Annotated in this window: 21 protein-coding genes, 1 pseudogene and 1 CRISPR repeat array; of the genes and pseudogenes, 13 read left to right on the top strand and 9 right to left on the bottom strand. The window is 67.0% G+C overall.

Annotation, left to right across the window (positions count from 1 at the left end):
* Positions 1 to 124: 124 nt before the first annotated feature.
* From ABD848_RS09795 to ABD848_RS09780, 4 genes are all read right to left on the bottom strand, one after another.
* Positions 125 to 1,114, bottom strand: coding sequence for an aldo/keto reductase (locus ABD848_RS09795; protein WP_344969982.1), 990 nt, complete (start codon positions 1,112 to 1,114; stop codon positions 125 to 127).
* Positions 1,114 to 1,551, bottom strand: coding sequence for a MerR family transcriptional regulator (locus ABD848_RS09790; protein WP_344969980.1), 438 nt, complete (start codon positions 1,549 to 1,551; stop codon positions 1,114 to 1,116). Before ABD848_RS09790 ends, ABD848_RS09795 begins: the two co-directional genes overlap by 1 nt.
* 242 nt (positions 1,552 to 1,793) lie before the next feature.
* Positions 1,794 to 2,405, bottom strand: a complete 612-nt coding sequence (locus tag ABD848_RS09785) for a TetR/AcrR family transcriptional regulator (RefSeq protein WP_344970261.1) — start codon at positions 2,403 to 2,405, stop codon at positions 1,794 to 1,796.
* Between the two features lie 64 nt (positions 2,406 to 2,469).
* A complete protein-coding gene (locus ABD848_RS09780) occupies positions 2,470 to 3,612 on the bottom strand; it encodes an acyltransferase (protein WP_344969977.1) in 1,143 nt (380 codons plus the stop codon).
* Positions 3,613 to 3,793: 181 nt separating this feature from the next.
* Here ABD848_RS09780 and ABD848_RS09775 point away from each other — a divergent pair, with 181 nt between their 5' ends.
* The gene (locus ABD848_RS09775) at positions 3,794 to 4,240 is read left to right on the top strand and encodes a hypothetical protein (RefSeq protein WP_344969974.1); all 447 of its coding nucleotides are present in this window, start codon (positions 3,794 to 3,796) and stop codon (positions 4,238 to 4,240) included.
* A gap of 939 nt (positions 4,241 to 5,179) precedes the next feature.
* On the opposite strand, the pseudogene ABD848_RS09770 reads toward ABD848_RS09775, so the two are convergent.
* The 4 genes and pseudogenes from ABD848_RS09770 to ABD848_RS09755 form a co-directional block, all read right to left on the bottom strand.
* A pseudogene (locus tag ABD848_RS09770) lies at positions 5,180 to 5,272 on the bottom strand (acyl-CoA dehydrogenase family protein); the annotation flags it as partial.
* Between the two features lie 24 nt (positions 5,273 to 5,296).
* Positions 5,297 to 6,271: a tyrosine-type recombinase/integrase gene (locus tag ABD848_RS09765; RefSeq protein WP_344969971.1), complete on the bottom strand. Its 975-nt coding sequence runs from the start codon at positions 6,269 to 6,271 to the stop codon at positions 5,297 to 5,299.
* A gap of 297 nt (positions 6,272 to 6,568) precedes the next feature.
* The gene (locus tag ABD848_RS09760; RefSeq protein ID WP_344969968.1) at positions 6,569 to 6,751 is read right to left on the bottom strand and encodes a helix-turn-helix domain-containing protein; all 183 of its coding nucleotides are present in this window, start codon (positions 6,749 to 6,751) and stop codon (positions 6,569 to 6,571) included.
* A 43-nt stretch (positions 6,752 to 6,794) separates the two neighbouring features.
* Entirely contained in the window at positions 6,795 to 7,289 is a 495-nt protein-coding gene (locus ABD848_RS09755) for a helix-turn-helix domain-containing protein (protein WP_344969966.1), read from the bottom strand.
* Between the two features lie 333 nt (positions 7,290 to 7,622).
* On the opposite strand from ABD848_RS09755, the gene ABD848_RS09750 reads away from it, so the two are divergent.
* The 12 genes from ABD848_RS09750 to tgmC all read left to right on the top strand — a co-directional run bounded on the left by ABD848_RS09750 (position 7,623) and on the right by tgmC (position 15,731).
* Complete coding sequence (locus ABD848_RS09750) at positions 7,623 to 7,883, top strand: hypothetical protein (RefSeq protein WP_344969963.1); 261 nt, start codon at positions 7,623 to 7,625, stop codon at positions 7,881 to 7,883.
* Between the two features lie 2 nt (positions 7,884 to 7,885).
* Complete coding sequence (locus ABD848_RS09745) at positions 7,886 to 8,143, top strand: glycosyltransferase family protein (RefSeq protein ID WP_344969960.1); 258 nt, start codon at positions 7,886 to 7,888, stop codon at positions 8,141 to 8,143.
* Positions 8,140 to 9,015, top strand: coding sequence for a hypothetical protein (locus tag ABD848_RS09740; RefSeq protein ID WP_344969958.1), 876 nt, complete (start codon positions 8,140 to 8,142; stop codon positions 9,013 to 9,015). Before ABD848_RS09745 ends, ABD848_RS09740 begins: the two co-directional genes overlap by 4 nt.
* Before the next feature lie 268 nt (positions 9,016 to 9,283).
* Positions 9,284 to 9,775: direct repeats of the CRISPR family, unit length 30 nt; unit sequence GTCCTCATCACCCCTATGAGGGGTAGCAAC.
* Between the two features lie 78 nt (positions 9,776 to 9,853).
* Entirely contained in the window at positions 9,854 to 11,035 is a 1,182-nt protein-coding gene (locus ABD848_RS09735) for a helix-turn-helix domain-containing protein (protein ID WP_344969955.1), read from the top strand.
* Positions 11,036 to 11,173: 138 nt separating this feature from the next.
* Entirely contained in the window at positions 11,174 to 11,404 is a 231-nt protein-coding gene (locus ABD848_RS09730; protein ID WP_344969951.1) for a hypothetical protein, read from the top strand.
* Entirely contained in the window at positions 11,401 to 12,219 is an 819-nt protein-coding gene (locus ABD848_RS09725) for a hypothetical protein (RefSeq protein ID WP_344969948.1), read from the top strand. The genes ABD848_RS09730 and ABD848_RS09725 overlap by 4 nt, the downstream gene beginning before the upstream one ends.
* Entirely contained in the window at positions 12,216 to 12,494 is a 279-nt protein-coding gene (locus ABD848_RS09720) for a hypothetical protein (protein ID WP_344969944.1), read from the top strand. The genes ABD848_RS09725 and ABD848_RS09720 overlap by 4 nt, the downstream gene beginning before the upstream one ends.
* Positions 12,491 to 12,769 (top strand): hypothetical protein, encoded by a 279-nt coding sequence (locus ABD848_RS09715; protein WP_344969941.1) that lies wholly within the window; start codon positions 12,491 to 12,493, stop codon positions 12,767 to 12,769. Before ABD848_RS09720 ends, ABD848_RS09715 begins: the two co-directional genes overlap by 4 nt.
* A 240-nt stretch (positions 12,770 to 13,009) precedes the next feature.
* Positions 13,010 to 13,207 carry a helix-turn-helix domain-containing protein gene (locus ABD848_RS09710; RefSeq protein WP_344969939.1) on the top strand — a complete coding sequence of 66 codons (198 nt, stop codon included), beginning with the start codon at positions 13,010 to 13,012 and terminating at the stop codon, positions 13,205 to 13,207.
* A gap of 124 nt (positions 13,208 to 13,331) precedes the next feature.
* Positions 13,332 to 14,285 carry an ATP-grasp ribosomal peptide maturase gene (gene tgmB, locus ABD848_RS09705; RefSeq protein WP_344969936.1) on the top strand — a complete coding sequence of 318 codons (954 nt, stop codon included), beginning with the start codon at positions 13,332 to 13,334 and terminating at the stop codon, positions 14,283 to 14,285.
* Positions 14,286 to 14,289: 4 nt separating this feature from the next.
* Positions 14,290 to 14,586, top strand: a complete 297-nt coding sequence (locus ABD848_RS09700) for a hypothetical protein (RefSeq protein WP_344969932.1) — start codon at positions 14,290 to 14,292, stop codon at positions 14,584 to 14,586.
* Complete coding sequence (gene tgmC, locus ABD848_RS09695; RefSeq protein WP_344969930.1) at positions 14,586 to 15,731, top strand: ATP-grasp peptide maturase system methyltransferase; 1,146 nt, start codon at positions 14,586 to 14,588, stop codon at positions 15,729 to 15,731. The genes ABD848_RS09700 and tgmC overlap by 1 nt, the downstream gene beginning before the upstream one ends.
* Before the next feature lie 103 nt (positions 15,732 to 15,834).
* Here tgmC and ABD848_RS09690 read toward each other — a convergent pair whose 3' ends face one another.
* Complete coding sequence (locus tag ABD848_RS09690; RefSeq protein WP_344969927.1) at positions 15,835 to 16,500, bottom strand: peptidoglycan-binding domain-containing protein; 666 nt, start codon at positions 16,498 to 16,500, stop codon at positions 15,835 to 15,837.
* Positions 16,501 to 16,823: the final 323 nt, after the last annotated feature.

The following is a 16,823-nucleotide window of genomic DNA, read 5'->3' as shown; positions in this document are numbered from 1 at the left end:
GTATTCAGTTAGCGGGACATGCCCAGTACCTCATGGCGGCTACCGGGCGGTGGCCGGATTGGGGTTTTCCGGCCAACGGCGACGAGACGATCCCGTGGGGACGGGGTCTCGGGCGCCGGGGGGCTTATCCGGCCTCGTCGAGCAGGGCGCGCTGCTCGATCGTGAGCTTGAGCTCGGTGGCCTCTAGAACCTCGTCCAACTGTGCAAGGGAGCTGACGCCCAGCAGCGGGATCATCGGCGGGTCGTTGTCGAGCAGCCACGACAGCACCACCTGGTTGAGCGTGGCGCCGGCCTCTGTGGCGACCCGGCGCAGCGCGGCCATCCGCTTAGCGGTGCCGGGGTGGTCGTAGGGCGCCGACAACTCCTTGTCGGCGCGGGTGTAGGCACCGAACAGCAAGGGCGTGTAGACCACGAGGGTGGGCGCACGGCCGGTGCGGCCCTCCTCGCGCACGTAGTCGAGCAGTTCGGGAGTGGCGTGCATGTGGCCGCCCTCAGGCAGCCCGATGTCGAAGCGCGGTTGCAGGTAGCTGTTGCGGTACTGCAACACCTCGTAGCCCGCCCAGCCGGCGTCGCGGCTGATCTGGCGGGCGCGCTCGACCCGCCACGTGCGGTGGTTGCTCACCCCGAGCATCCCCACCGTGTCGTCGGCGGCGAGGTCGGCCAGCGTGCCCACCGTCTCCTCCAGCGCCACCGAGCGGTCCTCGATGTGGGTGTAGAGCAGGTCGAGCCGGTCCATACCCAGCCGCTTGCGGCTGCCCTCGACGGCCGAACGCACGGCTTGGGCCGAGAGCCCTTCGGCGGCTTCCAGACCGCCGTCGGGGGTGAGCGGCTTGGCGCCGAGCTTGGTGGCGATGACGAGCCCGTCATCGTCGCCGAGGCCGCGGGAGGCGCGCCAGTTGCCCAGCACGGTCTCGCTCTCGCCGCCCTGGTGGCCGGGCAGCCAGGAGATGTAGTTGTTGGAGGTGTCGATGAACGTGCCGCCGGCCTCGACGAACCGGTCGAGGACGGCGAAGCCGGTGGCCTCGTCGACCACGGAGCCGAACGGCATGGCCCCCAGGCAGATGGCGCTGACCTCGCGGGCCGCGGCTCCGGTTCCGATTGTGCGGTACTGCATCAGCCCACTCGTTCCTGTTCGTCGTGGCTGTCGTCGGCGGTGGCCGCCGAGGTCTGACCGGTCTCCTCATGTGCTCGGAGCACGGAGTGGTAGTAGTCGATCTTGTTGCGGATGGCGCGCTGCCGGTCCAGCAACTCCTCGATCTTCGCGGTGAGTTGCGCGTCATGGCTTTCCAGCACGTCGAGCCGGCGAGGAATGGTGTGGTCGCCCTCGCGTACGAGTTCGGCGAACTCGCGCAGCCGGGCGATGGGCATGTCGGTGTCGCGCAGGCAGCGCACTAGATAGAGCAGCTCAACGTCGGAGGCGCGGTAGCGCCGGTGGCCGCTGGGGGCGCGCTCGACCTCAGTGAGCAGCCCTGCCCGTTCGTAGTAGCGCAGGGTGTCATGGCTGATGTCGAAACGCTCGGCCACTTCACCCGGCGTGTAGTACTCGCTCATGACCAAAAGCTTGGCACCTGGAGCGCGCTCCAGGTCAAGCCGAGCCGTGGGGGATGTGGCGGCCGGGGTGTGTTTTTCGGACGGTTGGGATGTGGGGCCGTGGTGTGGGAGTCGTGAGAGTGTTCTTCGTTGGCTCGTGCCTCGATCGCTGCGCGATCTCGCCAGCCTGTGAAGGCGACGGTGTGGGCGCTCACCCGCCTACGCCCACCGCCCGCCCTCGCCGCCCGTACCCAAAACAGAACTTAGGCGGTTCCCTGCGGTGCGGCTCCGGAGATGGCTCCGACGACGGAGCGGGTGAGGTCGTTGATCACGGTCTCGGCGGCCACCTCAGGGTGGTCCAGCCACCACTCCCCCGCCGCCTGGACCATGCCGACCACGGCGTGGGCGGTGATCTGGGCGCCCACCGGGTTAGGGATGCGTCCCTCGTCGACGAATACCTGCGCCAACTCTTCGCCGAGGCGGCGCACCATCATGCCCAGGTCGCCGCGGGTTTGCGGGTCCTCGGCGGTGGCGCGGTCGATGAGGAAACGGTAGAGGTTGAGGTTGGCGCGGATCATCCCCAGATAGGCGCCGACGGTGGCGCGGGTGCGCGACCACAGGTCGGTGCCGTTGTGCAGCTCGGCGCGGACCCGCTCCATGAGCGGGTCGACGTGGCGTTGGGCAAGGGCGCGGTAGAGCCCGCTCTTGTCGCCGAAGTGGCGGTAGAGGATGGGCTTGCTGATGCCGGCTTCGACCGCGATCGTCGCCATGGCCGCTTCGGGGCCGTCGCGTTGGATGATGCGGTCGGCGGCGTCCAGGATGGCGCGGCGGCGTTCGGGGTTGCGTCCGCGCCCCCCGCCGGGGTCGGCGGCCATCTGGGGGGCCAGCGTGCCGAGGGGGCGGTGGTTCTGGGGTGTGGAGTTAGGGGAAGCCACACCATCAAACCGTAGCGCGTAGCCACGGAGTGCGCCGGAAGACGAAGGTGACGGCGAAACTGGCCAGCAGCACGACAGCGAGGTGGACGGAGGCCATCGCGGTCATGCCCAGCGGGTAGTCGGGGATGCCGGTGAAATCGCGCACCGTGTAAAGCACGAGCACGTGCACCAGGAAGACGCCGAAGCTGAGGTCGGCGAGGGTCTTAAGCCGGCGGCGGGCGGACTCGGTTTCGCGGTCGGGGGCGGTGAGCAGTGGCCAGCCGGTGCCCACGGCGCGAAACAGCAGGAACGCCGCCACGGACATGACGACGACCGTGGGTGAGAGGTAGTCGTAGAGGTAGTTGGACTCGGTCCCCCAGCCGCCCGAGATCTTGCCCAGCGCCCAGGCGCCGACGGCGGTGGCAGCCACCGAGGCGACGAAGACGCCGCCGGCCAGCCAGGTGTGGCGGCGTGTGAGCGGAACCTCGCGCAGCAGGTAGCCCATCACGTAGTAGCCCACATAGGGCAGAAACCGTGTTACGGCGTTGGGTTCGCCGGCGTTGTCGAAGGCGGCGATGGCCTGGTTGACCACCCCCAACGCGACCATCAGCACGGCGAAGCTCCACAGCATGCGCCTGGGACAGTACCGGGTCAACACGCGCAGGAACGGGGTGAGCAGGTAGAGCCCGGCGAGGACGAACAGGAAGTACAGGTGCAGTGAAGGGTTGCCGGACATGACCGCGCCCACGGCGTCAGAGACGCTGATGCCGGAGCGCAGACGTTCCCAGGCGAGGTAGACCAGAGTCCACACCGCGAGGGGGACCCCGATGCGAGAGAAGCGGCGCGCATAGAAGGAGCGCAGTCCTTCGATGCGGGGGGTGAGCAGCAGGGCGCCGCTGATCATGACGAAGATGGGCACGCACCACCGCACGGCGGAGTCGACGCTGTTGGCCAGCCACCAGGTGGGGTCGCCGAACTCGGCGTAGCGGGTGGTGACCACGGGGGCGAAGACGTGGACGACGACCACGGCGAACATGGCGGCGATGCGGGTGAGGTCGAGCCATGCGGTGGTGATCGGAGTCGCGTCGGAGAGGCCGCTTCGTGCGGCTTGCCGTTCGGGGGTGGTGCTGCCACCCTCCAGGGAAGCCGCAGGAGTGGTCACCGCCATACGTGACTCCCAATTCAGTCGCGGATAGCCAACGCCATAATCGATATCATGTCGTTATTGTCTTCTCAACATCGCCACAGGAACCCTCACGGGACTCTTACTCTCACTTGAAGCAACGAACAATGACTATACGTAGTCATCCCTGGGCAGTAAATACGGACGCCCCGAAGGGGGTCCGGTGTTGGGGAGACCTTCGGCAGCCGACCGGGGCGAAGAGCTGCCGCTGGGGGTGGAGGCGTTCGCCGCGATCGCCCTGTATGTGACCGTGTCGGGGATCGTGGCCGGCGGGGCGCGCGTGTTCGCCTGGTGCTTCGCCGCCGGGGTGCTGATAGTCGGCGCGTTCGGCCAAGCCAGCTACCACCTGTCGACCGCTGAGCGGCAGCCGCACGCAGCGCCGATACCGGTGATGGTGTTCGTCAGTGTGTTGCCGGTTGTCGTGGTGGGGCTCTCCTCGGTGCTGCTGCACCTGGCCGAGCGGCAGTACCGTGCCGGATACCGGCAGCCTGCCGGAGAGCGTGCCGGAGCTGCCAGATGCCCCCCCCACCGCCGGTGCCGGAGGGCGCCCCGTGGGACCGGATACCCGCATGGGCGGCTGAAAACAACGCCTACCTGGAGCGTCTCGGTATGATCCGGCACAGCCCCGGCACACGCCAGTGCCGCCGTCGACACCCAGCACCACGCCGACGTGATCCCCTACCCGAGGACGACCCGCGGCGTGCCGCCCGGCATTCAAGGGACAGACACCGCCCGCCGATGGGCGTAGAGGATGAGCGGGTGACCTGGCTACACCCGGCCATTTCAGGTGACACGATAGACACACTGGGTTACGTTCCTGGGGCGTCCCCAACGCAGGGAGGTAATCCCGCCATAAGGCAAATCGGCAACGGGTAACTCCTCGGTAGCGCACGTGCTGTTCCTCGCCGCCTCGTGCTCGCCTAGACATGCGTGGTAACTGCGGGTCTTGGGGGGCGACCTCGCCCCGCTGCGGTAGCCGTCGAGCCGCCGCTATTGCCACCGTTATACCGACAAACGGCCTGTCGTCATCTACGCTTCCCAGGAAGCAGTGCTTCCGTGGCGGCTTCACTCGCGTGTCCGGCCAAGCCTGAGGAAGCCCTCACACAGCCACATCTGTGACCAGCCAAGATCCCCGAATTTCAGCGAACCCCCCGGGGCAATCGCAGCACTGGAGGTCCACTGAAAAAATGCCTCCCGAACCGCCCAACACACCCATCATGGCCAGCAACTTTACCCTCGGGTCCTCATCACCCCTACGAGGGGTAGCAACCAGTACTACGGGTTGGTTGTTCGAGCCCTTGGTGAGCTCTTGAGAAGCGCGATAAGCGGGGACGGTCCCATGCAGGGGGTTTTCCGCCGCCCCCACTTCGTTTACGGCTCCACGTTCGACATACCCGCCCGCCGAGCGTCAACACGATCATCAACACCCATCCGCGAACGGCCGGTAAATCGCGGGAAGGATCGGATAACACGGCCCCGCGCGCCGTACCCGAGATCACCGTCGGACGATGCGCACCCACCTTCGCCCATGCCGTCTTGACCTGGTGAAACGTCACCGCACCGGCAGGCCGGTGACGGAGCGGCCGATGATGAGGCGTTGGATCTCGCTGGCGCCCTCGAAGATGGTGAAGATCGTGGCGTCGCGACCAGTTCCCGCAGGTCAACACAATCACCCCGCCCCCGGGATCAACACGTCGTCAACACTCGACACCTCACCTGTCCGCGGCAACTCCGCGAACGCCGCCTGTATCGCCGCCCGCGCCTCCGTCGCCACACGCGGCACCATGTGCCCATAGATCCGATACGTCGTCTCGATCTGCTGATGCCCCAGCCACCTGCTGACGTGGGTAATATCGACCCCCCGCGCCAGCATGACCGCCGCCCACCGGTGCCGCAGATAATGGGACGTCATGAACTCCGGCAACCCCGCCAGCTCGACCGCTTTGCGGAAGTGCTCGTTGTAGGAGTTGCGCACCACCCTCGGGTGTTTGCGCCCCGGCACCACGTACCCGTCCGCGTCAGGCGGGAACAAGGCGATGTGCTGCTGATACCGCTCCTGGACGAATTCGGGCACCGGAACATCCCGATACTGGCCTTTACGCCGCCACTTGCACGGGATCACGTTCCCGTCCGGGTCTACCTGTTCTTCCACTCGGTACACGGTGCCGCCCTCCCGGAACTGGTTCGCGTTCACGGCGAGAGCCTCCCCAATACGCAGCCCACACCCGTACTGGAACCAGGCCGGGAGCCGCCAATCCGCCGGGAACCGGTTCACGAACGTGGTGAGCTGGTCCATAGGCGGGTCGATCAAGATCGCACCTGACACCACCACCGGCAGGTTCACCCGCACACATGGCGACTCCGCTATCCGCTGGTTATTCCGGGCCTCGGCGAAGATCGCGGCGATCGCCACATACACTCCGGCGATCGTCGAACCGGCGTAGAAAGGATCTCCGTCCTCATCCTGCGCGTTTTCCATCTCCGCCACCAGATCCACGACGTGCTCGCGGGTGATCTCGCGCAGCGCCAGGTGACCGATGCGGGGATAGGCGTGGGTGCGCAGCGACGACCGATACTTCTTCGCTGAACTGGGGGCGCCACGCCATTTGTCCAAGCGGTCCTCGGCGTAGGTCTCGAACTTCACGTGGCCACCGCTGATGACAGCCGACCTCTTCCCTTCGGCCTTCGCGGCTTCGAGGCGCTTACGTTCCTTGTCAGCGTCCGCCCACTCTGTGAACGACGTCTGGATCGACCTCTTCGCACCCGGAGGCCGGTCCAGAACCTTCCACGTGTGCGGGCACCGGTGCCACTTCTTCATCTGCTGCTTGCGGTCCGTGATGTGCTTCGCACACGCACACCGTTTGAGAACGGTCGCCACAGGGGTCTCCTCGCATAGGGGGTGGGTGAAGAGGGAAGCAACACACCCCGCGAGGACAGGCAGTTAGGCGGCGGCGCGGGTGTCCAGCCACGCCTCCACGTCACGCTCCCGGAACCGGAGCGATCCGCCGACCTTGTGGGCCTTCAGGCCCCAGGATTTCCAGTTGTTGTACAGCGTGCGGCGGCTGATCCCCAACCGGTCCGCGGTCTCCTGCGCTGACAGCATCCGGTTCGACCCTCCAAGCATCCCGGGCCTTCCTTTCTGCGGCACCGGAAAGCGAAGAGTGCCGCTAGTCGAACGGTGTCTTCCTCAGTAGACGCATCTTTTCGGCCGCGTCATCAGCCGAGTGGTACGGGGCCAACCCCGCCGGTCGAGAGGTCAGATGGAAGTCCATGAGCTGACGACGCAGCTCCTCCGGGTCCGTGGACCAGGTCAACGGCCACTGTCCGTCGGCCCACCGCCACACATGAGCAGACGGGAGCGGTCCGGCTGCGCCGGTGATCTGCGTTTCACCTTCAGCGTCAGGCGGGAGTAGGAGCGCGGTGGGGGCGACGTTCAGGGCCAGCGCTAGCGCCATGAGGTCGTCAGCATCAACACGGCGCTGCCCGCTTTCCACACGGGACACCGCGCCCGGGGTCCAGGAACGCCCGTGGTTGTCGGTGAGGCGGCGGGCCAACTCCCGCACGGTGAGGCCGCGCGTGGTTCGTAGACGGTGAAGGTTGGCGCTCACCTGCTTTCCGGTTGGGCCGATCTCGTTCGGGCGTCGCCCCTGGCTGTCGCTCATGAGAGCGAGTTTGCCAGGGGCACACGAGGTGTGTTGCTTCCCCATCTGCATTCCAACATAATGCTAACAACTGTCTCCATAATGAGAACACATGTTGCATTGATGGACTCTCGGGCAGATGCTGAATCTTCGCATGTGAAAGGCCCTGGCCGGTGAGCGAACACCAGCCAGGGCCACCGCCCGGCCCCTGCCGGTCTGACAACACCAGGAGCCGAACGTGATCGATCGTATCCCTGATGACCCGCCGAACTCGGCCCCGCACCAGGAGGGCGAGCCCGCCTCGGTCCGTGACGCCTGCGACGCGCGTTACACCCCCAACGGAGGTGAGCAGTGATGGCCAACCCCACCGTCCCGGAGCTGTCCCAGCTCCTCGATGAACTCGCTGATGCGTTGCATCCGCCGATCGCTGCCCCCGAGGGGGAGGCTGAGCGTGACCGGGTGGTGGCGTTGCGCGCGATCGGGATCTCTCAACTGGTGCGCGACGCCGCCCACACCCCGCCGGAGCGGCTCCGTGGCCATCTGGCCGCGATCGTGGCGAGGAACCCGGTCACCTACCGAGTGTGGGACGACGCCACCACGGGCGGGGGTGAGTAGCGATGGCCGACCTGACACCCGAGGTGCGCGACCTGCTGACGAGTATCTACGACGCCCTCAACGTGCCCACCCCGTCCGACCTGTCCGGCTACCAGGAGCGCGCCGACCTGCAACGCACGCGCGCCTGCCAGGTTCTGGGCGCGCTCGACGCGGTTCTCGGCGAACACGGCGACGCCGCTGTGATCGCCCGCGTGCTGCGCGACACCATGACTCCGGTCACCTACCCGACCGTCGACGAGCCGGGAGGTGGGCGGCAGTGAAGGCGCTGTACATACTCCGGTTCGTAGTCGCCGTCGTCGCCGCGAGTGCGTTCGTGGCGATCTGGGGCGGCTGGGTCGGGCTGGGCACGCTCGCCGGGTTCGGCCCCGTCAACCTGCTGCCCGGCATCGGCGAGGGCCTGACCGTGGATCTCGCCATCACCCTGCCGCTCGGTGTGGAGGCGTTTGCCGCCATCGCCCTGTACGTGGCCGTCTCAGGGATCGTGGCCGGCGGGGCGCGCGTGTTCGCGTGGTGCTCCGCCGCCGGGGCGCTGATGGTCGGCGCGTTCGGCCAAGCGACCTATCACCTGTTGACCGCTGAGCGGCAGCCGCACGCGGCACCGATGCCGGTGGTGGTGTTCGTGTCCGTGCTGCCGGTTGCCGTCCTGGGCTTGTCGAGTGTGCTGCTGCACCTGGCCGAGCGGCACAGCACCGTGCCGGAGACCGGCAGCCTGCCGGAGGCCGTGCCGGAACCGATGCCGGAAAACGAGCCCGAACCCCCGTTACCGCCGATGCCGGACGGCACCCCGTGGGACCGGATACCCGCATGGACGGCTGAAGACGACGCCTACATGGAACACCTCGGCATGATCCGGCACGGTGTCGCCACGTCTGCCGCCGGCGGCGGCACAAGCGGCACAGCCCCGGCACCCCCACGTGCCGCCGTCGACACCCCGCACCGTGCCGACGTGATCCCCCTACCCGAGGACGACCCCCGCCGTGCCGCCCGCGACCTGATCCACGCCGCCCACATGGAAGGGCGACAGATCACCGGCAGCGAGGTCGCCGCCGCCTGCGGCATGTCCGACCGGTGGGGCCGCAGCCAGCTCGCCGCCTACCGCGCCACCACCGGCCAGACGGCCGGCACCCAGTAACCCCCTTGCTGCCGGGGCGGTACGCGGGTGTGCCGCCCAGCAGTAGGCGAGGCCAAACGCTCAGGAACGTGGCCTACAGCAGGCAAGTGTGCTGCCACTCGCGTGTCCGGCAGAGCCTGAGGAGGCCCTGATACAGTCACGTCTGTGACCAGCCGAGATCAGCTGATTTCAGCGAACCCCCCGGGTCAACTGCAGCACTGGAGGTCCACTGAAAAAATGCCTCCCGAACCGCCCGCCGTACCCATCGTGGCCAGCGACTTTACTCTCGGTCCTCATCACCCCTATGAGGGGTAGCAACATGCCCGGCGTCCGGGGGGTCTCCGGGTGCCACAGGTCCTCATCACCCCTATGAGGGGTAGCAACATGCCCGGCGTCCGGGGGGTCTCCGGGTGCCACAGGTCCTCATCACCCCTATGAGGGGTAGCAACAACTTCCCATAGCGGGGCGACGCGGATCACGATCACGGTCCTCATCACCCCTATGAGGGGTAGCAACAGCGCGCATGGCCGCTCGTACCCGCACAGGAGGTGCTGTCCTCATCACCCCTATGAGGGGTAGCAACATCCACGCCTCCACATCACCCACATCCGAGGGCATGGTCCTCATCACCCCTATGAGGGGTAGCAACCGTATCGGCCGCCGTCGAGGCTGTGATCTGCGATCGTCCTCATCACCCCTATGAGGGGTAGCAACCCGGTGGAGCCGCTTCCAGTCGGCTTGAGTCGGACGGGTCCTCATCACCCCTATGAGGGGTAGCAACACGACGATCCCCTGACGCACGAGAAAGCCCGCCCTATGCTGGCCAGTGGACGCCAACCAGCAAGGACGGGCTTAATTCATGGACGAGACTACCAGCATCGGCCCCACGCTCAGGAGCCGCCGCGAGCAGCTCGGATGGACACAGGAATACTTGGCCGAACGCTCCGGCTTGTCGACCGACTACATCGGTCGGATCGAACGCGGTACCCGCACCGCCAGCCTCCAGACGATCATGCGGCTCGCGCGTGCGCTCGACTGTGACCCCGGCGACCTCACGGGGAAGACGAACCGTGTCCAACCCATCGGCGACTCTTCAGTTCTAGCCGTGCGTGACGCGGTCTACGACCCCGCACTCCTCCTTCCCGGCCCACCCGAGGGTGAGCCCACCCCTCCACGCGAGCTCATGCGCACCGTCGAGAAAGGTTACGGCGCCTATTTCAGCGGGGAGTTCGGGGCGCTCGCCGCGATGGTCCCTCGCCTGCTCACCCAGTGCCGCGACGCCCGCCACGCCCACGGCATCACTCCCGTTGCAGCGCCGTATGCCCATGCCTACGACCTCGCTGCGGCGCTGCTGGTCCACACCGGCAAGGACGACGCCGCCTTGGCGGCGATCGAGCGGGCGGTGCTCACAGCGCGGGAGGGCAACGACGAGTTCCGCCCCGTCTCGTTCCTGGGCACGTATGCGTGGGTGTTGCTGCACATGGGCCGCTACCGTGAAGCCGAGTCGTTGGTGGTCCGCGCGGCAGACGACATCGCACCCAGGATGTCCGACACCGACGAACCCCGGCTGGCCGCGTGGGGTGGGCTGATGATGCAGGCCGCCGTCGTCACCGCCACCGACCACCGCAGCGACCAGGCCGAAACCTACCTCGCTGCCGCCCGGTCCGCTGCGGTGCGTATGCCCCAAGAGCAGCGCCGCTACTGGATCTCGTTCGGCCCTACCCAGGTCGCGGTGCAGTCGACCCATATCCATACGACGTTGGACCAGCCGGATAAGGCGCTGAAAGCCGCCCGCGACGTCCAGCCGAACGATCTGCTCTCCATCCAGTACGGGCGGCACCTGCTCGACGTGGCCCAGTCGCAGGTGGCGCGACGCCGCACCGACGAGGCGATGGTCACCGCAGCGAAGGCGCACGAATTGAGCCCGGAGTGGTTCCGGCATCAGCGCGTCGCTGACGCTGTGGTCGAGGAGATCCGGCGGCGGAAGGCGCGTCCGCCGGAGCCGCTCGCGGCGATGTTGACGACCCTGCGCGGCAACTAGTTGGAGGCAACCTGCCGGTAACCCGGACTGTGCGTCCGGGTTACCGTGTGTTGGATCGTGAGTCTGGACAGTACGTCCCTGTAACCGCGCGGCACGTCTGCGTAGCGTCTTTGTCACCCCAAACCTGGGAGGACAGAGATGACTACCCGCGATGTTGAGGCGCTACATGGGCCCTGGGCCGATGACGAAGACAACATCCTGGCGCGCCTCCGGCTTACCTACGGACGATACCGATGGCGCATTTGGCGGGCTGTTCGTGAAGACCGCAGTCTTGGCGATTGGTGTGCACGCCACACCGATACCGGCGCGGACATCACTGCCGCCACTCCCGAGGAGCTGCAACAGGCGCTCGCGGAGGCGGCTCAATGAGCAGCGCCACGTGGCCTGAGTTGAGCCGTGACGACGACGCGATACGCGCCCTCACCGACCGTTTCCCGATCGGTAGCCGAGTGCGGTGTCTGGAAACCAGCGTCGGCGGCACCATCGTCCGCGCCGCTGGCGGCTACCTCGCCGGAGATCCGGAACCGTCGGCGTGGTGGTCCGACGGCGATATCGAGGTGGTCGCGGTGCGGTGGGACGACGCTGGCCCTGACGAGACCGCATGGATCGCAACCGACCGGCTCGGCCTCCTGCCCGCTCCCGCCTGCCCCACCTGGTGCCGGTGCAGCCACCAGGGGCCAGTGCTGGGCCACACCCACTATCTCCATGTGCATCGCACCTACAACGGTGGCGCAAGTATGGAGATCCTCACTGCTTGGGAACAACCGTTCGACGGTGTAGCCGCACGCCCGAGCATCATGGTGCAGCGTTACGCCGGTTCGATCGTGAATGTCGATCTCACCTCCGGCCAGGCGCGCGCATGGGCGGTGCTCTTAGCCGACCTCGGGCAGCAGGAGATGGCTGACGGGCTCACCGAGGCCGCCGACCAGCTTGACCGCGACCCCCTGCCCGGCCCGGCCCTACGCGGCCACGCCGACCGCTTGGACCGGGCCGATGTCAGGAAACTGGTCGCTACAGGTGACCATCTGGGCACAGCGGCGTGGACGCTGGGCGAGCTTGGCGACCGGCTGCGAGACGCCGAGACCGGCGCCGCGCTGAGCGATATCCAAGTGCGCATCCACCGGCTCCGCGACGACTTGGCCGCGCTGCTCGCGCTCGCCCCCGTGGAGGGGGTGCAGCGATGACCTCCTCCGGCGTGGAGCCCACACCGCAGCCCCGCGACAGTCTCGGCCGGCCCTGGGGGCTGGACACAGAAACGCGGGTCGGCGGGGTCCTCTGGGCCGCACGTCCCTACACTCTGCTGCTCGCCTCACACGAGGTGCAGGCCGGACTCCGGTACGTGCTGTGGGCGGCCGACTGGCCACACCTCACGCACCTGATCGAGCAGCAGCACGCCATCGAAAGTGGCCTGTGGTCAACGCAGCCCTACATGGCCCTAGCGACAGGAGGGCACACGTGACACCACCACTGACCACCACAGAGCTGAGCGAACTCGTGGAGCCGGGCGCGATCCGGGTCGAGGTCACCCCCGACGCGACCACAGTCATCCTGCACCTCGGCCCCCGCGAACCGCTGGTGTTCACCCCCAACGGCGCCAACGCCAAGGACGCCACCGACATCGCCCGCAAGCTCGCAGCGGCCGGGCACTACCTGAACGTACTGCTGTCTACCCCCGAAGAGCGGAGTAAGGCCGCTGGACAGGTCACCGATTTGGCATGGATGTCGGCTCACTAGACCGGGCCGCCCGCCCGCTGTCCACCACTCCTCCCCCCGGAGCCACGCCACACGGCGGGCGGCCCACCCAGCGGCGGTCCGGCCACGAGTGAGGGGCGCGGCCAACCGCCCACCAAGACATCATTCAGAGAGGAGAGAGGCACGATGCGCGAGGCATGGCTATGCGGCTGCGGGGCCGGCGAGTACTGCCCGTGGTGTGTCGAGCAGCGGCGACCGAAGCAGCCGAAGAAATGAGGGGCGTTGACCAGCGGGCGCCCCAATCCCTATCCGCTGGCGGCCTACGTGACCCGCTACCAGCAGGGCATGAGCATCCGCCAGATCGCGCGCGAGCTGGGCGTGTCCTACGGCGCCGTCCGTGATGCGCTCATACGCGCCGGCGTGGAGCTGCGCGGGCGGGGTGGCTATCAGGGGCGCCCTCACGCTGGCCGTCGGGGTTAGGGGTGCCCCGGACGGCCGCGCGGGGCTCCTGCCGGCTCCGGCCGCTCACCCCGGCAGGAGTCCCGCCTTTAGGCCACCTCTCGGTTCCGCCCGCCAGCGCCGCGCTCTCCTGAGAAGGGACTGTATGGCTGTTCTGATCCTCACCAACACCTATGACCCGACCGCTGACGATGTGATACGGCGTCTCCACGACCGCGACGTGCCGGTCTTTCGCGTCGACCCCGCCGACTTCCCGCAGCGACTAAAACTCCATGCGGAACTCGATGCCGGCCACTGGTCCGGTGTTGTGGAGACCGAGAAGCGCTCCCTCGACCTCTCAACAGTCGTCGGGGTCTGGTACCGCCGCCCGCGCCGCTTTGAGTTCCCCGACGGCATGAACGCCTCCGAGGTGGAGTTCGCGCAAGATGAGGCCCGTCGAGGTTTCGGCGGCGTCCTCAACACTCTGCCCGGCTGGTTGAACCATCCGGCGGCGATCGGACGCGCGGAGTACAAACCCCACCAGCTCGCCGAAGCAACGAGTGCGGGGTTGAACGTGCCCCGCACCCTGGTCACCAACGACCCTGCGCGCGCCGAACAATGGTGTAGCGATGTCGGCCGCGTGGTCTACAAACCACTCGGCGCAGCCACATTCTCCGAGGACAACACACACTTTTCCATCTACACGACCCCCATGCCCCCTACCGGGTGGGGAGACCCTGCCCTGCGCCACACGGCGCACCTGTTCCAAAAGCAGATCGACAAAGACTATGAGGTCCGGGTGACCGTGGTCGATGAACACGTGTTCCCCGCCGGCATCCACACCCGCTCCGATGCCGCGCAGGTGGACTGGCGCACTGACTACCAGGCTTTGACCTACAGCACGCCACCTCTACCCCGCCGAGTCCTGGCGGGCGTGCGGGAGCTGACCCGGCGGCTACATCTGCGATACGCCGCCATGGATTTCGCCGTTGACCGCTCGGGCCGCTGGTGGTTCTTGGAAGCTAACCCCAACGGCCAATACGGCTGGATTCAGCACGCGACCACCCATGAGATCGGCGAAGCCATCGCCGATGCCCTCACCAAAAAAGAAACGAGGTAACCCAATGAGCACCACGGCCGTGATCGACGTGTTCCCGCTAGGCAGGGGAGCCGACCCTGTCCGAGAAGACCAACCCAGCGAGTGCCGTCCCTTCGGCATGCGCTACGCCGTACCTCCACAGGACGGACCCACCGTCCCCGGTGATGTGGTCTACGACGAAGAGGTGCAGATGCTCACCCGTGGCGGGAAAATCTGGGCGGACAAAGGTGACCCCACCATGACCGCAGCCCCCACGTTCAAAGACGGCAGCAAACCCACCACTCCGGCCGATTTCGAGCAAGACTCCGACAAGGAAGCGTAATGGCCGCTGCTTCAGCCAGCCCAGGCCGCGAACTCGCCGACATGCTGACACGCGCCGGCAAGCTCACCACACCAGCCTGGGTCCACGCATTCGCCACTGTCCCCCGCCACCTCTTTCTGCCACGCATCTACATCCCGCACCCTCAAGGCGGGTTCACTGTGGCCACCGAAGGCGATCCCGCGTGGCTCGATCTGGCGTACCAGGATGAAGCGTGGGTGACCCAAATCGATGGTGGTTTCCCGGAGCCAGACGAGGACGGGCGGGTATACGGCCAGCCCACCTCGTCTTCGTCGGCGCCGTCGGTGATGGCGCGCATGCTCGACGCTTTGGACGTGGCCGAGGGGATGCGGGTGTTGGAGGTCGGCACCGGCACCGGCTACAACGCCGCGCTGCTGTGTCACCGGCTCGGAGACGCCAACGTGACGAGCGTCGACATCGACCCTGGACTCGTCGAACAGGCGCGCACCCGACTCGCCAAGGCAGGACACTATCCTGCCCTGCACGTGGGCGACGGGGCCACGGGCTACCTGCCCAACGCTTCCTATGACCGCGTGATCGTCACGTGCGGATTCGCCGAACCTCCGTGGGAGCTGATCCAACAGACCGTGCCAGGCGGGAAACTGATCCTTCCGGTGTTTCGCTCCCACCTGCCTGCCGGTGTCATGCTCGAACTCCAAACCGAGGACGAGCCAACAGTGGCGGCGCATGGACGTGTGCTGGAACAATTCGGCGGATTCATGCCCACCCGCGCCATAGCTCCCGCCCACGCCAGCAGCCTGCTTTCTCACCACCAAGGTAAGGAGGGGCAAACACGTGAAACTTCCCTGACGGGAAACCCCGTCTATCAGGGCACCCCGTGGGGATGGTTCGCTGCGCTCACCGTGCCTGACGCCGCCGCGATGATCACCGTCGACAGCCACGGCGCGACCCGACACTGGCTACTGACCGACGACTCGTGGGGCTACCTCACCGAAAACGGGCATGTCACCCAAGGCGGGCCACGACGAATCTGGGACGAGATCGAAGCCGCCCGGGATGAATGGCAACGCTTGGGCGAACCGGCACGCGCAGAGTTCCACGTGACGCTGACGCGCGACGGCACCTGCCACCTGTCGCGGGGGACGTGGAGCGCCACCATCAGCTAGCCGGGCCACCCCCTGACAAGGGCAGACCGGGAAGCCCCCTGAAAAACACAAAACCGCTCCACCCTTGAAAAAACCCAAGGGTGGAGCGGTTACAGTCAGGTGTTCAGATCGGCATTCCGGCCACGAGCCGGGCGGGTGGGGTCGGGTCCACCGGCTCCGGCTCTGGACCCACCAGCGGCCCGTCCGACACCGCAACGTGGGAGATCCACAGCGGCGGGTAGGCTCCCCCCAGCGCGAGGTCGATCCCAGCACGGGTGGAGGGTCCGGCCTCCCCATCGATCAGGCTGTAGCCATAGTCGGTTTGGAACTGCTCGACAGCGTCCACGGTGACCTGGCCGTAGTCCCCGTCCGCTCCCCACGACCCGAGATCGTAGCCGAGATCAATCAACTCGTTCTGCAACTCGGCGACCTCACTGCCCTGGTCGCCGTACCGCAGTGTGGGACGGACCCGGTACCGGTACCCCGTGAGCTCCACCGGCCCCGACAAGGTCTGACCACTCCAGGTGAGTACCCGCGGGTCAGTGTCGGCGTGGCCGGGGTAAATGCGCAGTACCGTGTCCGTGCCGTCGCACCGCAGCTCCAACCGGAGCCACTGGTCGCGCGTGTGCAGCGTCCCGTCCCACGGCGGGACGATGAGGGACGCCGCGAGATCATCTCGGGCCAGTTTGGCGTACAAGTAGCCCGACCCGGTTTCGTGAGTGATCAGCCCCAACCCGTCGCTGGGGAAGCCGGCGATCCAGCGAACTTCATCCCCGCCCACAACAGGCATCTACACCCCAGCCTCGCCATCCCCCAGGCTCAGCGGCAGCAGATTTACGACGGGCTCAACTAGCCCTCGCCCTGCCCCGGCTCACCCCCCGATCGAGCCGGGGCGTCAGCGGACACTGGGACTCCTTGTTGACGGCTTCCACACCATGCTCCGCGTATACGAACGTCCCCTGACCTAGATGCAGGTCAGGGGACGTTTCTCTGTCAGGTCACACTCGACATACACGCCCGCCGATCGTCAGCACGATCGTCAACACCCGTCCGAGAGCAACCAAGAAAAACCGGTAAAAATCGGTAAATCTTCCTTGCCGCAGTCACCGGCAA

This window comes from Salinactinospora qingdaonensis, from assembly GCF_039539445.1.
Taxonomy (GTDB): domain Bacteria; phylum Actinomycetota; class Actinomycetes; order Streptosporangiales; family Streptosporangiaceae; genus Salinactinospora; species Salinactinospora qingdaonensis.
Note: the sequence above shows the minus strand (reverse complement) of the source record. Positions and strands in the feature narration are given on the sequence as shown.

Excerpts from the sequence above, each read along its gene's own strand:
- ABD848_RS09725 (WP_344969948.1), top strand. The coding sequence starts at position 11,401 with ATGAGCAGCGCCACGTGGCCTGAGTTGAGCCGTGACGACGACGCGATA.
- ABD848_RS09735 (WP_344969955.1), top strand. The coding sequence starts at position 9,854 with ATGGACGAGACTACCAGCATCGGCCCCACGCTCAGGAGCCGCCGCGAG.
- tgmB (WP_344969936.1), top strand. The coding sequence starts at position 13,332 with ATGGCTGTTCTGATCCTCACCAACACCTATGACCCGACCGCTGACGAT.
- ABD848_RS09730 (WP_344969951.1), top strand. The coding sequence starts at position 11,174 with ATGACTACCCGCGATGTTGAGGCGCTACATGGGCCCTGGGCCGATGAC.
- ABD848_RS09720 (WP_344969944.1), top strand. The coding sequence starts at position 12,216 with ATGACCTCCTCCGGCGTGGAGCCCACACCGCAGCCCCGCGACAGTCTC.
- ABD848_RS09785 (WP_344970261.1), bottom strand. The coding sequence starts at position 2,405 with ATGGCCGCCGACCCCGGCGGGGGGCGCGGACGCAACCCCGAACGCCGC.
- ABD848_RS09750 (WP_344969963.1), top strand. The coding sequence starts at position 7,623 with ATGGCCAACCCCACCGTCCCGGAGCTGTCCCAGCTCCTCGATGAACTC.
- ABD848_RS09795 (WP_344969982.1), bottom strand. The coding sequence starts at position 1,114 with ATGCAGTACCGCACAATCGGAACCGGAGCCGCGGCCCGCGAGGTCAGC.
- ABD848_RS09690 (WP_344969927.1), bottom strand. The coding sequence starts at position 16,500 with ATGCCTGTTGTGGGCGGGGATGAAGTTCGCTGGATCGCCGGCTTCCCC.
- ABD848_RS09760 (WP_344969968.1), bottom strand. The coding sequence starts at position 6,751 with ATGCTTGGAGGGTCGAACCGGATGCTGTCAGCGCAGGAGACCGCGGAC.
- ABD848_RS09780 (WP_344969977.1), bottom strand. The coding sequence starts at position 3,612 with ATGGCGGTGACCACTCCTGCGGCTTCCCTGGAGGGTGGCAGCACCACC.
- ABD848_RS09700 (WP_344969932.1), top strand. The coding sequence starts at position 14,290 with ATGAGCACCACGGCCGTGATCGACGTGTTCCCGCTAGGCAGGGGAGCC.
- tgmC (WP_344969930.1), top strand. The coding sequence starts at position 14,586 with ATGGCCGCTGCTTCAGCCAGCCCAGGCCGCGAACTCGCCGACATGCTG.
- ABD848_RS09745 (WP_344969960.1), top strand. The coding sequence starts at position 7,886 with ATGGCCGACCTGACACCCGAGGTGCGCGACCTGCTGACGAGTATCTAC.
- ABD848_RS09755 (WP_344969966.1), bottom strand. The coding sequence starts at position 7,289 with ATGAGCGACAGCCAGGGGCGACGCCCGAACGAGATCGGCCCAACCGGA.
- ABD848_RS09790 (WP_344969980.1), bottom strand. The coding sequence starts at position 1,551 with ATGAGCGAGTACTACACGCCGGGTGAAGTGGCCGAGCGTTTCGACATC.